We start from the raw sequence: 16388 nt of genomic DNA, 5'->3' as shown, positions 1-16388 counted from the left end.
GCTGTTCTATTGCCAAGTAAATGAGAAGAGGGATGAAGAGTCCCTCTTCAGGAAATAAAATCGCCAAAGAACCGGTGCGAACTTTTTGAAATTAGTTCTTTTTGAGACTTTCTCGCAATTGGTCAGCCGCTGATAATGCTTTTGGGTCTTGAAGAATATCCCCCGGTTTGTTTCCTTCACCAAGAATATATCCTTTAAAAGCGATTCCCATAAAATCAAAGATATGCTGAAACTGCTGAACGAGCGGGAGTGCCTTCAAAGTTGGATGATCTCCCCCGACCGCAATGACATACGCTTCTTTTTCAGCCATTTTCGCTTTAAAGTCAGGATATTCAGGGTCTCTTAAGGTTTGTGACCAACGATCGATAAAATTTTTCATCGTTCCCGACATGCTATACCAATAAACGGGGGTAGCAAAAATGAGAATGTCATGTGGTAAAACGCGATCAAGAACCTTGTTGTAATCATCGTTTACTTTTGGAAATCCCTCATCTGCATGACGGCCATCTACAATTGGCTGAATGTCATACTCATTTAAATAAATTCGTTCTGCTTCCAACCCTTCAATCGCCCGATTCGTCAGAATTTCGGTGTTGCCATTGGGGCGGGTTCCCCCGTAAATGACGGCGATGGACATGTTTTACACTCTCCTTTTTTTATCTTTAAAAAGCAATTCAATTATTTTGCCCTTATGATCAATGAATAGTGAAGCCTGACAGTCCTAGTATACTATGAGAAATGTATTCCTGTCGCATTTAGACCATTCGCCCAATTTTAAATGAATTTCTTGACATTGCTATTTAGCCGTGGCGCGGCCTTTTTCCAGATTTTTTAGTCTATCGGAAATCAGAAAGCTTTGATATGGTATTGGCAAAACCAAATTCTTCTCTGCATAATGAAATGTTATATTATATAACGCGATAATGTTGCATTATTGACGATTATGTGAAATATGATATATTATATTATAAAAGCATATATGCGAAGCGTTTGAGGAAGTACTAAACGAAGTATTCAGGATATTTTAAATATTGAATAAGGTGGTGGGTTTTGGGGGGCAAACTAGTTCAACGTAATGCCGTTTCATTGATAAAAATACATTCTTTTTATTACAGAAAGCAGATTTTGCTGAAAAACTATTTACGCATAAAGAATAAGCTGTTGACACTTATTCATACTTTTTGGAGAGAGTAATGTTTTATAGGAATGATAGATTAAAAGCGATTAGCGAATAAAGAAAAACAGTCGAGCAGTACAAATTTTTTGTCAAAAATATTCCGAAAAATAATATTTTTTTCAAATGTTTTACTCCCGAAATCCTTGGGAATGATTTCCTTTACTTTATCTTTGACAAGACAAAAGAGGGTGAAAGAATGCAAAAAAAAGTGGAGAATTTGAGACGGGAAATAGGGCTCTTCGCATTAACGTTGACGGGATTGGGCTCTATCATTGGTTCAGGTTGGTTGTTCGGTGCTTGGAAAGCGGCAAAAGTAGCTGGTCCTGCTTCGATCTTTTCATGGATTATCGGATGTCTGATCATCATTTGTATTGCCGTTTCTTATGCTGAGTTAGGAGGTATGTTTCCGGAGTCGGGAGGAATGGTGCGCTATCCTCAATATTCCCACGGCTCGTTTGTAGGGTTTATCGCTGGTTGGGCAAACTGGATAGCGATCGTATCAGTGATTCCAATCGAAGCAGAAGCTTCCGTACAATATATGAGCTCGTGGCCATGGGCGTGGGCGCAAAATATGTATGATGGAACCCATTTGACAACGTCAGGACTAGTCTTAGCGTTCTTTTTGGTTATCGGTTTTTTCTTGCTCAACTATTGGACGGTCGGATTGTTTGCGAAAGCCAACACCATTGTCACAGTGATCAAATTTGTCGTCCCGTTATTGACCGTTATCGGGATTTATGTCGTCGGATTTAAGACAACTAATTTTACGCATGTATCCGGTGGATTTATGCCGAACGGTTGGTCAGGCGTATTGACCGCGATTGCCACATCGGGTATCGTGTTTGCTTTTAATGGCTTTCAGACGCCCATCAATCTTGCGGGAGAAGTGAAGAATCCGGGACGCAACGTTCCTCTTGCCGTCATTTTATCGCTGCTTACGGCGGGAGTACTTTATTTCCTTCTTGAATTCGTGTTCATCGGCAGTGTTCCTTCCAGCATGCTGTCACATGGATGGACCGGATTAGAGATGAAGTCGCCGTTTGCTGATTTGGCGTTGGCTCTTGGAATCGGTTGGCTGGCGGTTGCGATGTTTGCTGATGCTGTGATCTCGCCTTCAGGTACAGGAACCGTCTACACTGCGACTACGGCAAGAATGATTTACGGGATGGAGAAAAACGGCTACTTTCCAAAGATTTTCGGAACCGTCCATCCATTATATAAGGTTCCGCGGCCTGCCATGTGGTTAAACTTGGCTGTGTCCTATTTGTTTATGTTTTTATTCCGCGGATGGGGAGAACTGGTGGAAGTCATATCGGTAGCGACTGTTGTCAGCTATATGGCGGGTCCGGTTACAGTCATGTCTTTGCGCAAGCTGGTTCCTGACTACCACCGTCCTTTGAAAACAAAAGGTTTAGCTGTCATTGCTCCGATTGCTTTTATCGTTTCTTCGCTGATTTTATATTGGTCCAGATGGCCATTAACCGGACAAGTTTTGTTCGTCATGCTCATAGGCCTTCCGATTTACTTTTATTATGAAGCGAAGCGAGGAAAGGAAACGTTTTTGAAAAATTTCAAGGCAGGGTTGTGGCTCGTTTGCTATCTTCTCTATATGATGCTCATTTCCTGTCTCGGCAGTAAACAATTTGGCGGATATAATATCATTCCGTACGGTTGGGATATGGTAGTCGTTGCGGTCAGTGCACTAGTGTTTTATGCGTGGGCGATTCGATCCGCTTACTTCACGGATCAATTGAAAGAAGCTGAAAGCCTCAATCAGCCAGTAGAATACGAAAACGAAAGCATAAAAAAAGTGGCTCAAAATTAAAAGTAGGAATGGCTTAGTTGGCTGAATAGAATCTAGGAATCGAAAAAATACCTTTATGGGATTGCACAAATGGCTTGAAGCGACACAATAAAATAATACAAGGAAAAAACACCTCCTGAATCGAATGGCCACTCCATTCGGTTGATGGGGGTGTTTTTGTTTGGTGTCTATAAGGGCAAGAATGCATTGTTGGAATCCGAAGGTGAATTTTATGTCTGGTCAAAGTTCACGTTCCCTCCATACTTTCTAATGCCAATGAAATGTTTTTGCTGTCTCATCGCTGCTTTTTCAATAAAATAGACTAGCGATCGGGAAAAAATCGGTTCCCCTACATGGTATTTTCTTTTGAGTCAACGTTTACTGACCGAGGGTTGCCTGAAATCCAGCTTACAACCACTGTCGCCACAGCATTCACGATCAACGCAATCATTCCGACGTTTAAATCTTGCATTGTCTGGGGCAAGGACGGGAACAAAGTACCAATGCCGCTGCCTGATAATGTCATATAAGCCGCCGTTGCAACCCCGGCTATAATACCAACAAACGCTCCTTGTTTCGTTACAAAATTGTTTTTCATCAAGCTTAGTACAAACGATGGGAACAGCTGCGTCACCAGACTATATCCCATGAGAAGCAAAGCAACGATCGTATTTCCTCCACGGAACGTAAAGTATAACGAAATCAAGGCAATGACAGGAACAAGATATTTCGCCAGCTTTGCAACTTGTTGGTCAGTGGCAGAAGGAGAAAATACTTTATAGACATTTTTCGATAGCAGCGTGGAAGCCGTCATTAATATCATCGAACCTGGAACCATAGCCGTCAACAGCCCGGCGGCGCCGATCAGCCCGACGACCCAAGGATCAAATGTCTGAATGGACAAACGCAACAGCGCCAAGTCGGTATCCGATCCTTCCAAATGCGGTATTTTTAAAATCGCCGCAAAGCCGACGAAAAAGACGAATAGAAGCAATAACTGATAAATGGGCAAAATAATGGCATTTTTCCGGAAAACATTGGCGCTCTTAGCCGAATAAATCGAACTGAACGTATGAGGCCACATATAAAAACCAAGAACCGTCAACAGTACGGTCGAAATGAACCATGATACGCTCATCCCCTTATTCGGCAAGGAGAGAAAACCTGGATTGGGTTTTTCGATCGCTTCAAACATCGGCCGAATTCCGCCATAGTAATGAAACGGCAGATAAAGACCTAAAAAGGCGATGACAATAAGAATCGTGATGTCTTTCACTAGCGCTGTCCAAGCCGAACCGTGGATTCCTGAAATAATTACATATACTGTAACGGCAACAACGCCGATCCAAATAGCCGCCGTTTCTGAAATCGTACCATATGAAGCTTCAGAAACGATGATGCCTAATCCTTTTAGCTGCAGTACCAAATACGGAATAAGTGCCAGCACCCCAACCAGAGAAACCAGCACTCCTAACGCTTGGCTGTTGTATTTGCTGGCGAAAAAATCAGACTGTGACATAAGCTGATGTTCTTTCGCATATTTCCATACTTTTGGGAGCATCCAATACGACAGAACATACGCCAAGCAACCGTACGCGATAATGTAAAACGCTGGCCCGCCTTTGCTGTATGCCCAGCCGCTGCCGCCTAAAAAGGTAAATGTCGTATAAATTTCGCCCGCCATGAGAAGAAAGACAAAAATGGTGCCAAACCCGCGGCCGCCGACTGTCCACTGTTCCAAATTCATTTCTTTCCCTTTCCGCGCTCGTACTCCTAAGAAAAGGGATAACAGCAGAAAAGCAAAAATCAACACCAACGATGTATTCATGTTTGGTCTTCCTCCTTCACTTTCGGATCAAAGCGATAAACAATCGCCATGATAATGGAAGTGATGATCACCCAGGCAACAATCCAAAAAAGAATAAACGGCAGGCCAAGTATATAGGGAGTCACTCTGTTGGCAAACGGGATACCGCCGAGAATGCCAAGAAAAGGGAGCAACATTAGCCAGCGGATTCCTTTCATTTTTATTTCCTCCTCTATGGAATGATAGAAAACCTTTAGAACGCTTTCCCAACGGAGCTGGCGGATATTTCTATTCCTGATTAAAATTCGAGTATGTTATATAATATAACATAATTATCAGAATATTAAAATTATTTGATCAGATAAAAAATGACAAAGTCGGTTTGTCTTCTTCCAAAGCGCCTTTTTCATCAGCGGTATTCCGGTATTTAGGAGAAATATCAGACAACAACAAGATTCTTTTTGTTATTTAGCTAAAACAACTACAGAGGACATTTTCTATATGCTCTAAATATCGATCTGCTGATGCAAGAAATGGCTAAAAACAGCTTCTAATAAAAGTGCAGCAGCAAGAGTGCTTTTTAAAAAAGCATATTGATTTTTTCATAAAAAAAGAATGGAGAAATGGACATTTCATTTCGACAAAGGACTGTCGAACAAACAAAAGGAAGGGGATGATATAGTGGGGAGGACCTTATCATACGTAGGAAAAGTTCGTGATATTCGAAATGGTCCATCGAAAACAATGGATAAAGGCAGAATTTTACCATTTCCTTCTTTTAAAATCATAAACACCGTTCGCATTTTTGAACGGTGTTTCATAATGGCTCTCTTTTTATTAAGGCTATGTTTTAAAATAGTGTTGAAAATTAAGCGATTTTTAAGGGAAGCCCTTTGACTTTCCTTAATTCGCCTTTTAAGAAGATAGCGAACCAACTTATACTTCGCATTATGCTTAATTTCTACGTTCTTTTTGTGTAGGGTATCTTCTTGAATATGAAATAAAGATATTCAGAATCTCATTCTCATCATGAATAAATAATATAATATACGAGGTAATCCGATAGCAGATAGTATTGTGATTGCAGTATGTACTTTTTTCTCATCTCGTAATATAAACAATAAAAACTTATACCCTGAAATACCAATCAATCCACCCAAACAATTTAGAATTATATCATCAATGTCTGATGCTCCAATGCCTAAAAGCCCCTGAATGATTTCAACAAACAAACTCACTATAAATATAAACAACAAATTGGTTATTACTCTTTTATCATTTTTGAATAATGACAAATATGTACCAAGGGGAATAAAAATAACTATATTGCCAACCACATTACTAAAAGCAAATGCTTTTATATTCGCAGATCTGCCAGATATATATTCCATTATACTATAAAAAGGAATGAGATTGATTGACCTATGCTCCAAATGCGAAATTCTTGATAAGAACAATATTTTAATTAACAAAAGTATGTAACAAATGAAAATACCATATAAAAAGACTGTTTTCATTCTCTCTCGTTTATTCATAATACCTCCATTTTTCATTTTATCCCTGCTTATTCTCTGAAGTTCAGTTTATAAATAATCTTCAGTTCGCACTTATCTTCGATTGTGTAATAAATTATAGTTAACTTACATTCAAATTGTCACGAAATTATATCAAATTTCAACATTGATTTAAAACATAGCCTTTATTAAATAAAGGAGTTGTTTAATCGATTCAATAAATTTTTGAATATTTCGCATTCTTCTTCTGTCCATTCTTCCAACCATTGATTGTATCTGGATAATCGTATTTTTTTGTCCATAGCAAGTTTCTCTTTTCCCGTTGCGGTAAGGTGAAAAAGAGTGGCTCGTCCATCGCTCGGATCTGCTAAACGTTCGATTAGTCCTTTGGATTCAAGTGAGGCCGCTTGTCTGCTGACGGTTGAAATATCAAGTTTCAGCACATCGGCCAGTGTCTTCAGCCGTGCGGATCCTAATTTATCGAGTTCTCTTAGCAGTAAATAAGTGGCACGTTCAAAGATGCCTACTTTTTTAGCTGTCTGGTCCACATAAGTGGCCATACGTATAAAGGTCGTCATTTCGTATTCGATTTGTTCAATGGCACGTTCTTTTTTTGACAATCTCATATTCCTCCTTAAATTGGCGCCGCTTTCAACTTCTAAATTCATTGACAAGGAAAAATATCATTTTATAATAAATATTGTGTATGTAGTTGTATTATACAAGTATTTGAGTATTTTCTATTCCTATCATACATGATTACTACTCAATTTAAAGAGAGTGGGAGAAGGATTTTTGCGGATGAAGTGGATTCAAATTATTATTCAAATTTTTATTCTATACGGGTTTTCGTTTATTGGTGAAATGATTCACCGTGCTTTGCATTTATTGATTCCCGGAAATGTGCTGGGACTTTTATTATTGCTGCTTTGTTTATCTTTAAAACTATTTAAGCTGGATTGGATTGAACAAGGGGCTGGCTTCTTAATAGCGTTTCTGCCTCTTCTTTTCGTTCCGTCCATGGTTGGTATTATGAATTACCCTACTTTGCTTTCCAAACAAGGAATATTATTGTTTATCATTATTGTTATCAGCACCGTTATCACCGTCATTGTGGCGGGCCATGCCAGTCAATTATTAGAAAAAGGGAAACGTAAAAGAAAGGATGAGCAACAAGCATGATGCAACAAGTTCTTGTCTCTATTTTCATGATCCTTATGACGATTGGAATTTATGTCGTGATGAGCCGGATATATTCCCGCTTTTCTTGGCCGCTGTTATTGCCTGTTTTGACCACGACCGTTGTGATCGTTGCCTTGCTGGTGAGTTGGCATATACCGTATAAAACGTATATGGAAGGCGGTAAGTGGATTAATTTTTTGCTTGGACCGAGCGTCGTGGCATTGGCCTATCCTTTGTATAAGCAGCGTTTTGTTTTGAAAAAATATGTTGTTCCTATTCTTGTAGGAGTTAGTGTCGGGTCGATGACCGGAATGTTGAGCGGCCTTTTCTTTGCCGAATTTTTTCATTTTGATCGTACTCTTATGTTATCAATCCTTCCAAAATCCATCACGACGCCGGTGGCCATTCAAATTACATCGAATATCGGCGGAATTTCCTCGATGACGATTGTATGTGTAATGGTGGCCGGTCTTACCGGTGCCATAGCAGGTCCTGCAATCTTAAAATGGATGCGGGTGAAAAGTGTACTTGGAAAAGGAATTGCACTCGGAAGCGCGTCCCATGTATTTGGCATTTCCAAAGCATCGGAATACGGTGAACTAGCCGTTTCCACAGGCTCCGTCGCCATGACCTTAAGTGCTTTAATAGGCTCCATTATCGCTCCGTATATCACCATGTTCTTTCATATTTAAAAGGGGACAGACCCCCATGCTGTTTTAAAGGATTAAAGTGGTAAATTATTGGGAATTAAATGCGATGGATTGTGTTTTTCAATTTGTTGTATGTGAAAAGGGGCAATGAAAGGGAAAAGAGGATCTCAAGTACTACATTTTATGAAACGGAGTCGTTAGTTGTTGGACGTTGGCTAACGGCTCTTATTTTTTTCTCATTAGATGAAAAAAGGGATAATTGTGGATTGACAATTGTTATTTTCTTTATTATTATCATTATCAATAATGATAATAATAAAAAGAGGTGAACGACGATCAAACAGTCAAAGGCAGATTTACTTCTTCATCCGATCCGATTACGTATTGTTCAAACTTTCACTGGGGGACGGCACCTAACTGCTCAACAATTAATCGAGTTGTTGCCGGATGTTCCGCAGGCTACATTATATCGACACCTTCATAAGTTGCATGAAGGCGGTATTATTCAAATTATTGATCAACGACAAGTCCGTGGAACGACAGAGAAAATTTACACATTGGCAGAACAAGGAGCAAATTTGACAAAAGATGATTTGGCAAACTTCAGCCGAGAAGATCATATGCGGAATTTTTTGGCTTTTTTAGCTTCCATTCAATCTGACTTTCACAGGTATTTGCAGCAAGAACACTTTGATCTGGAGGCGGATGGAGTCAGCTATCGAAAGGCTTCATTGTATTTAAGCGATGAGGAGTTTTCCCGATTGTTACAAGCAATTCGTTCTGTTGTTGAGCCGGCTCTTAAAAATCAACCGGCTCCTGGCAGGCGCCTTCGCACACTTTCAATGATCTTCATACCTCAGCCAGAACAAAAACCTTCAAACCATAAAGGAGAGGGGGAATAATCAATGCCGACACCTTTGAAAAACGAAAATACATTATCTGATCCATCCAATCAAAAAATGGCTCGTAGATTTATCCTTGCAATCCCTTTTTATTTAGCAGTTCCTATATCATTTGGGTTGTTTTTTTACCATGGTTTTAGCCCTATTCAATGGAAAGCATTTAGTTTGGGAGCTCTTGGCTGGGTGATTGCCCTTTTTCTACGCGGTCCAGTCACTGTATTGTTTAAGGGATTGTCTAAAGAAAAAGCCACACTTTTTGTTGGTTTATCTTCCGGACCTTTGGAGGAAGGAGTTCGTTTGATTCTCTTGTTGCTTACTGGAACCTCTTTCTCCTGGGCGATTTCAGTTGGTCAAGGGTGGGCTGCGATAGAAGTATTATTTACGATCATCAACGGATTCGTTCTAATCCATATCATACAACGACAAGATGAAAAATCGATTCAAGTAAAAGAATTATTAGAATCAAATGGACAACTTCGTTTAAGTCCATTGTGGGGTGTGGTGGAACGGATCTTTGCAAGTGCCTTTCATATTGGAGTCACACTACTTATAGCGAAAATCCCTTTGCTAACGTTCATTTTTGTTATTGTCCATAGCTTATTTAATTTAGTAGTTGTTTGGCTATCTAGTAAAAATATGTTGGCTGCACAATTATTCGTAGCCGTTGTAGGGACAGCATTATTAGTAACGGGACTTATTGCATGGTAGTAGTAAAGAGTATGTTATCTATAAAGGGAAAAGGAGAAAAACGTATGTCTGCTAAACTATTCTGGAAGCAGTTTTGGGTTTTATTTACATTTAGTCTTTTAGGGGTGTTCATGATTATTCCGACCATTGAAATTACCCTTTCTCAAGTATTAAAAGATATTCCCAATAAACCTGATCTCCCTTTAGCTGTTTTAGCCGGATTATCTTTGATCAATCCGATTATTCTTTTAATCGTTGCGATTGTCATTGGCATTTTCCTCACGCCTCGGCTAGGTTTAAAATCGCATATCGTTGAAAACATGGCGAGAAAAGCGAAATTATGGCCCTCCCTTCGATCAGACATAAATCAAGCTATCATGTTAGGAATGATGGTTGCCGTCATCTACTACTTATTCGATTTGATCTTTCAACAGTGGCTTCCAAACGGTTTTCATCTAATTACACAGTCCCGCAGCTTGGTCGTGGCTTTGGGAGGCATTTTTTATGGAGGCATTAGCGAAGAAATAATGATGCGATGGGGACTCATGTCTTTCGTTGCATGGATGGGTTGGCGTTTCTTTCAACACAGAAAAAATCGGCCGAAACCGTGGATCATGTGGCTTTCCATTTTGATTAGTTCCCTTTTTTTTGGAGTAGCCCATTTAGGGGCAAATACAGTTCTTGCACCACTGACATGGTTTATTTTCTTTCGTATGATGTTATTAAACGGAATAGCCGGAATCGCATTTGGCTGGCTTTTCTGGAAGAGGAGTTTGGAAGCGGCCATGATGGCTCACGCAACAGTTCATATTGTCGTCACGATGATCGTATGGTTAAAAGCAATGGTTTAACGGGTTCCTCAACCAAAATACTTCAATTCCATCCCAATCGTTTTTGTTTTTCCACGATTGAAGCATACTGCTAAAAATAAGTTCAATGATTGGAGTAAAATTTATTTCCATTCTTTTTGTGTTTCGCTGAATACGGCCAGTTGAATCAATCATTTTCTATCGGTATTCCAAAAATGAATGAAATGACTTAAAAAAGGGAACCTAAAAGGGATAAGTCTCCTGCTTACAATCCGGTCTCTTTTCCGCACCAAATTTCCCCATTTTTAATAATGTCAACAATCAGATGGACAAATTTGATTTTTGTATTTATTGAACCTGTCATGAAACCGCTTTATTATGATAGTGCAATCATTATATTTCAATATAGTATGAGAGGAGTTATAAGATGACGACCAATAGTCAGGCCAACTCAGGTGTTAAAGTCAAAGTTCAGCGATTTGGTAGTTATTTAAGCGGCATGGTTATGCCGAATATAGGAGCATTTATCGCTTGGGGAATCATTACTGCTTTATTTATTCCGAAAGGCTGGCTTCCTAATGAAAGTTTAGCGAAGCTAGTGAGTCCAATGATTACTTATTTGCTCCCTATTTTAATTGGATTTACGGGAGGAAGAATCGTTCACGATATACGCGGCGGCGTCGTTGGCGCAACTGCAACGATGGGGGTCATTGTCGGATCGGATATCCCTATGTTTTTAGGAGCTATGATTATGGGGCCTTTAGGTGGATGGGCCATCAAGAAATTTGATCAGGCGGTTGAAGGAAAAGTAAAGTCTGGATTTGAAATGCTGGTAAATAACTTTTCAGCCGGTATCATTGGAGGCCTTCTTACATTACTTGCTTATAAAGGAATTGGCCCGATTGTTTTAGCGCTGGACAAAACGTTGGCAGCTGGTGTTCAAGCTATTATAAATGCGCATTTATTGCCGCTGGCCAGTATATTTATAGAACCTGCTAAAGTGTTGTTCTTAAACAATGCGATCAACCATGGTATCTTAAGCCCGCTTGGAATTGATCAGGCAGCAAAAGCCGGGAAATCAATGTTGTTCTTATTAGAGCCAAACCCAGGTCCTGGGTTGGGAATACTGTTAGCCTACTGTTTATTTGGAAAAGGATCGGCCAAACAATCAGCTCCGGGAGCCGTTATTATTCATTTCTTTGGTGGAATTCATGAGATTTATTTCCCGTATGTATTAATGAAACCGATTCTCATTCTTGCGGCTATTGCAGGAGGAGCAACGGGTGTATTTACTTTCCAATTATTCAATGCTGGTTTAGTGGCGGCACCGTCACCTGGAAGTATTTTTGCACTGATCGCTATGACACCGAAAGGTCATTATTTGGGTGTTATTGCCGGAGTACTTGCAGCAGCTGTTGTATCTTTCTTGATCTCTTCGGTTATCTTAAAAACATCGAAAGAATCCAGTGAAGAGGATTTAGTAAAAGCGACTGAAAAAACTTCTGCGCTGAAAGGAAAAGAAAGCAGAGCTGCCGCTTTAATCAAAACAGGTGAAGCGAATAAGCAAACAGCAGCAGCAGAGCAAACAACGGCAGAAGAGCAAACGGCAGTAAATGAAACAACATCTGTTCAGGATGAACTGCCTGATAAAGTCAACAAAATTATTTTTGCTTGTGATGCAGGGATGGGCTCTAGTGCGATGGGAGCTTCTATCTTAAGAAATAAAGTACAAAAAGCACAATTAAATATCACGGTATCAAATACTTCTATTAATAATCTTCCTGATGATGCCGATATTGTCGTTACGCATAAAGATTTAACGGATCGTGCGAAGGCTAAGCTGCCGAATGCCTATCACATTTCTGTAGAAAACTTTTTAAACAGCCCGAAATATGATGAGCTTGTCGAAAGCTTAAAAAGAAAATAAGCCATTTAATCTTAGCCAGTGAAGAATCTAAACAAGATCTTTAAAAATGGCAACAATACTGCGGACAAAATGATGTTTTTCTATTGTTGTCATCAGTGATGAAATCGTTTTATTTTAATAATGAAAGAAATGGATTGGAATTCACAAAGTTCCTAGTGGAGTGAACATTATGTATGTTTCCGCAAGAGAAAGACTGATACTGGAAATGTTGCTGGAAAAAAAGGAAGAAGTGACGGTCAAGGATCTTGCGAAGGAAATGGATGTAAGCGTGCGCACCATTCATCGAGACTTAAAAGGAGTCGAAGACATTTTAAAGGACTACCATTTGAGTTTAGTTAAAAAATCGGGTGTGGGCATCCAAATTATAGGAGAAGAAGAAAAGATGGAAGAGTTAAAGAGGGCTCTTTTCCATTTAACTAGCCAAGAATATACACCTGATGAACGTCAAACGTTTATTTTATGTACTTTATTAGAATCGCCGGAACCAGTTAAGCTCATTTCTTTGGCCAATGATTTAAATGTGACCATTGCTACCGTCAGCAACGATATTACGAAGCTGGAGGATCACTTAAGGGTTTTCGACTTGTCCATTCTGAGAAAAAGAGGCTACGGTGTTGAATTGATTGGTACTGAAACCGCCAAAAGAAGAGCAATGAGAAGCATTATTGCGGATAATCTCAATGAAGTAGAATTCTTATCCTTGGTGAGAGAGAACATTCAAAAAAAATCAACTCAACAATCGGATATTATCTCTGAAAGATTATTAGGTCTGGTTGAGAAGAAAAAGCTTCTCATTGTGGAGAAAGTCATTGAAGAAATGAAGGATGAACTGCCGTATCAAGTTGCCGACAGCGCCCATATCGGATTAGTCGTCCATTTAGCATTGGCCATTGAGCGTATTTTACAAGGGCAAAACATTCAGATTGATCAAAAGTATTTAGAACGTTTAAAGGCAACCAAGGAATATCGATTAGCGGAGAAAATCATTCGCAGATTGTCCGAAATTTTTAAAGTTCCCATTCCGGCGGCTGAAGTGGGTTATGTCACGATGCATCTGCAAGGAGCAAAATTAAGACATGACAAAGAGTACCCTATAGAAGAGTCCAGTATCAAAGTTGCGATAAAGGCGAAAAGCCTTATACATTTTGTGGAAAATCAATTGCAGGTTGATTTATCGAGTAATGTCTCCCTTTTTCAAGGGCTGGTGATACACTTAAAACCAGCGCTTTATCGAATAAAACAAAATATGGGAATTACCAATCCATTGTTGCCAAAAATTAAAGAAGATTACGAAGATCTATTCATGATCGTTCAAGAAGGAGTAGAGAAAGTTTTTTCGGAATTGTCCGTGCCGGATGAAGAAATCGGTTACTTGGTCATGCATTTTGGCTCAGCCTTATTAGGCAGGAAAGCAAAGGATTTAAGCGCTTTAATTATTTGTTCAAGCGGAATCGGAACATCCAAAATGTTGGCGACAAGGCTTAAACAGGAACTGCCCGAAATCAAAAACTTTCAAATTGCTTCAGTATTTGAATTGAATCAATTGCCAATAGATGATTTTGATTTAGTGATTTCAACGATAGAGCTGCCTAGTTTTCCAAGTGATTATATTGTCGTCAGCCCGATATTGACCAATGAGGAAATGAAAAAGCTTAGGAATTATATCCGTCATCAAATGATGAAGAAGGTTCATAAGGAAACCCCTCAATTGGACAGGCAGTTCCTTGATTCTCAACAGGTGGATAAAACCATTAAAAGAATTGAAAACATATATGAATATTCCGCCGCCATTTCGACGATTTTAAGAGGATTTCAAGTGTTAGCAGTCAATGATCCTCAAACGGTTGAACAAGTTCTAAAGGAAGCTTGCCAGTCCTTATATAAACAAGGGGTCATACAGGATGTTGGATTCATCACACAAGCTTTATTGGAGCGGGAAAAAAGAGGCGGATTAGGCATTCCCAACACAAAGCTCGTATTGTATCACACGAGAAATGAAAGGGTCTTACATCCTTCTTTCACCATCGTCAGTCTGAATAAACCGCTTCAAGTCAAAGCGATGGATCAGTCAGAAATACAAGCAGAGAGCTTCCTTTTGCTGCTGTCGCCTGAGCAGCTGCCAAGCGAAGGGTTAGAGGTCCTAAGCTTTATCAGTACAGTCATTATTGAAAACGAACAAAGTATAAAGATATTTGAATCAAATAATGTTCATTCCGTCTCATCCTATTTGGCCGCTAAGTTCGAGCAGTTTCTTGATGAAAAAATCAAAAAATAAAGGAGTGTACAACATGACTTTGCCTATCTTATCACCAGACAATATTTTATTAAACGCAGAAATTGACAACAAGGAAAGTGCCATTCGATTAACAGGAAGTGTGTTAGCGGAAAATGGGTATGTAGATGATGACTATATTGAAAAAATGCTGGAAAGAGAAGAATTAAGTTCCACTTATATGGGAAACTTTGTTGCGATTCCACATGGAACGGATGATGCAAAAGAATCCGTAAAAGAATCCGGAATTGCCATTATTCAAGTGCCGAATGGTGTAGATTTTGGCAACGGCAATATCGTGAAATTATTAGTTGGAATCGCCGGAAAAGGTGGAGAGCATTTAGAAGTGCTGTCCAAAATCGCCATTGTTCTTTCGGAAGAAGAAAATGTGCAAAAGATTGTCAACGCTTCTTCAAAAGAAGAAATCCTAGCGATCTTTGAAGGAGTGAACTAACATGCTAGCTGTTCATTTTGGAGCAGGAAATATCGGCAGAGGTTTCATCGGCAATCTCTTATATCATTCAGGTTATGAAATTTGTTTTGTGGACGTAAACAGTGAAATTGTTGATTTATTAAATGAAAAACGGGAATACCGCGTAGGGATTGCGGACCATTCCCAAGATGAATTGGTCATCAAAAACGTCCGTGCCATTAATAGCCAAAAAAATATGGATCAAGTGGTAGAGGCCATTGCCCAGGCGGATTTGGTTACAGCAGCTGTAGGTCCGAATATTTTGCCGCATATTGCGGGCGCGATTGCGGAAGGGCTTAGAAAAAGAATTCAAACCACCGATAAGCCACTCAATATCATTGCGTGTGAAAACATGATCGGAGGCAGCACCTTCCTTAAAGAAAAGGTATATGAAAAATTGAACGAAGAAGAAAAAGAATTGTTTAATCAACGATTCGGATTTCCGGATGCGGCCGTTGATCGAATCGTGCCGAATCAATCCCATGAAGACAAATTGAAAGTGACGGTTGAACCGTTTTATGAGTGGGCGGTAGATCAAACAAAAATCGTGGGAGAAAAACCTCCTGTGGAAGGAATTACGTTTGTAGACGACTTAAATCCTTACATTGAAAGAAAACTATTCACTGTTAACACAGGGCATGCTGTGGCCGCCTATTTAGGCTATTATGCCGGAATTCCGACAATAAATGAAGCAATGGAAAAAGAAGAAATCAGGACTCTTGTTGAGAAAACTCTTCAAGAAACAGGAATGCTGCTTGTAAAAAAATACGGTTTCGACATGAAAAAACACCAAGAATATATATCCAAAATTATGAATCGTTTTTCGAACCCTTATATTTCGGATGAAGTAACAAGGGTAGGACGTTCTCCGATTCGTAAGCTTGGTCCGAATGATCGGCTCGTCAGCCCGGCTAAACAATTTGCAAGTGTTGTAGGAGAACGGCCGGTTTACTTAGCCAAAAGCATTGCAGCTGCCCTAATGTATGACTATCCGCAAGATAAGGAAGCTGTTGAAATTCAAGAAAGCATTCAAAAGAATGGGTTAGAATCCACGATCGAACATTATACGAAGATCGACAGAAAATCGGATTTAGCCGCCTTAATCGTGGAACAATACCAGTTATTAAAGAACAAGCAGCTTATATAAAAATTGATTTCTTCAAAAAAATTTCATCATGAAAAAAT

General features: G+C 39.5%; 15 protein-coding genes. 10 read left to right on the top strand and 5 right to left on the bottom strand.

The genetic code is table 11. From position 1 onward, the window contains the following. Positions 1 to 91 precede the first annotated feature (91 nt). Positions 92 to 637: a flavodoxin family protein gene (locus tag NST81_RS15135; RefSeq protein WP_327797118.1), complete on the bottom strand. Its 546-nt coding sequence runs from the start codon at positions 635 to 637 to the stop codon at positions 92 to 94. Positions 638 to 1385: 748 nt separating this feature from the next. Here NST81_RS15135 and NST81_RS15130 point away from each other — a divergent pair. Then, positions 1386 to 3002, top strand: coding sequence for an APC family permease (locus NST81_RS15130; protein ID WP_156179295.1), 1617 nt, complete (start codon positions 1386 to 1388; stop codon positions 3000 to 3002). 328 nt (positions 3003 to 3330) lie between these two features. Here NST81_RS15130 and NST81_RS15125 read toward each other — a convergent pair whose 3' ends face one another. From NST81_RS15125 to NST81_RS15110, 4 genes are all read right to left on the bottom strand, one after another. Beyond that, on the bottom strand, positions 3331 to 4809 hold the full coding sequence (locus NST81_RS15125) for a sodium:solute symporter family protein (RefSeq protein ID WP_048624074.1): 1479 nt from the start codon (positions 4807 to 4809) through the stop codon (positions 3331 to 3333). Next, positions 4806 to 5006 (bottom strand): DUF3311 domain-containing protein, encoded by a 201-nt coding sequence (locus tag NST81_RS15120; RefSeq protein ID WP_048624073.1) that lies wholly within the window; start codon positions 5004 to 5006, stop codon positions 4806 to 4808. The genes NST81_RS15125 and NST81_RS15120 overlap by 4 nt, the downstream gene beginning before the upstream one ends. A gap of 792 nt (positions 5007 to 5798) precedes the next feature. After that, complete coding sequence (locus tag NST81_RS15115; protein WP_048624539.1) at positions 5799 to 6323, bottom strand: VanZ family protein; 525 nt, start codon at positions 6321 to 6323, stop codon at positions 5799 to 5801. A gap of 167 nt (positions 6324 to 6490) precedes the next feature. After that, entirely contained in the window at positions 6491 to 6928 is a 438-nt protein-coding gene (locus NST81_RS15110; RefSeq protein ID WP_341030175.1) for a MarR family winged helix-turn-helix transcriptional regulator, read from the bottom strand. Between the two features lie 175 nt (positions 6929 to 7103). Here NST81_RS15110 and NST81_RS15105 point away from each other — a divergent pair, with 175 nt between their 5' ends. From NST81_RS15105 to NST81_RS15065, 9 genes are all read left to right on the top strand, one after another. Continuing rightward, a complete protein-coding gene (locus NST81_RS15105; RefSeq protein ID WP_341030174.1) occupies positions 7104 to 7484 on the top strand; it encodes a CidA/LrgA family holin-like protein in 381 nt (126 codons plus the stop codon). Then, entirely contained in the window at positions 7484 to 8176 is a 693-nt protein-coding gene (locus NST81_RS15100) for an LrgB family protein (protein WP_040340866.1), read from the top strand. Before NST81_RS15105 ends, NST81_RS15100 begins: the two co-directional genes overlap by 1 nt. A gap of 293 nt (positions 8177 to 8469) precedes the next feature. Further along, the gene (locus NST81_RS15095; protein ID WP_341030505.1) at positions 8470 to 9036 is read left to right on the top strand and encodes a helix-turn-helix domain-containing protein; all 567 of its coding nucleotides are present in this window, start codon (positions 8470 to 8472) and stop codon (positions 9034 to 9036) included. A gap of 3 nt (positions 9037 to 9039) precedes the next feature. Further along, positions 9040 to 9744 (top strand): hypothetical protein, encoded by a 705-nt coding sequence (locus NST81_RS15090; protein WP_048624069.1) that lies wholly within the window; start codon positions 9040 to 9042, stop codon positions 9742 to 9744. A gap of 44 nt (positions 9745 to 9788) precedes the next feature. Next, on the top strand, positions 9789 to 10574 hold the full coding sequence (locus NST81_RS15085; RefSeq protein ID WP_341030173.1) for a CPBP family intramembrane glutamic endopeptidase: 786 nt from the start codon (positions 9789 to 9791) through the stop codon (positions 10572 to 10574). Between the two features lie 385 nt (positions 10575 to 10959). Beyond that, positions 10960 to 12459 carry a PTS mannitol transporter subunit IICB gene (locus tag NST81_RS15080; protein WP_048624067.1) on the top strand — a complete coding sequence of 500 codons (1500 nt, stop codon included), beginning with the start codon at positions 10960 to 10962 and terminating at the stop codon, positions 12457 to 12459. 169 nt (positions 12460 to 12628) lie between these two features. After that, the gene (locus NST81_RS15075) at positions 12629 to 14734 is read left to right on the top strand and encodes a BglG family transcription antiterminator (protein ID WP_048624066.1); all 2106 of its coding nucleotides are present in this window, start codon (positions 12629 to 12631) and stop codon (positions 14732 to 14734) included. 13 nt (positions 14735 to 14747) lie between these two features. Beyond that, positions 14748 to 15185, top strand: coding sequence for a PTS sugar transporter subunit IIA (locus tag NST81_RS15070; RefSeq protein ID WP_048624536.1), 438 nt, complete (start codon positions 14748 to 14750; stop codon positions 15183 to 15185). A gap of 1 nt (position 15186) precedes the next feature. Beyond that, positions 15187 to 16350, top strand: coding sequence for a mannitol-1-phosphate 5-dehydrogenase (locus tag NST81_RS15065; protein WP_327824818.1), 1164 nt, complete (start codon positions 15187 to 15189; stop codon positions 16348 to 16350). The last annotated feature ends 38 nt before the right edge of the window (positions 16351 to 16388 follow it).

The sequence above is a fragment of the Bacillus sp. FSL W8-0223 genome, from assembly GCF_038006805.1.
GTDB lineage: Bacteria > Bacillota > Bacilli > Bacillales > DSM-4216 > Bacillus_O > Bacillus_O smithii.
This window is presented reverse-complemented; position numbering and strand designations above follow the sequence as displayed.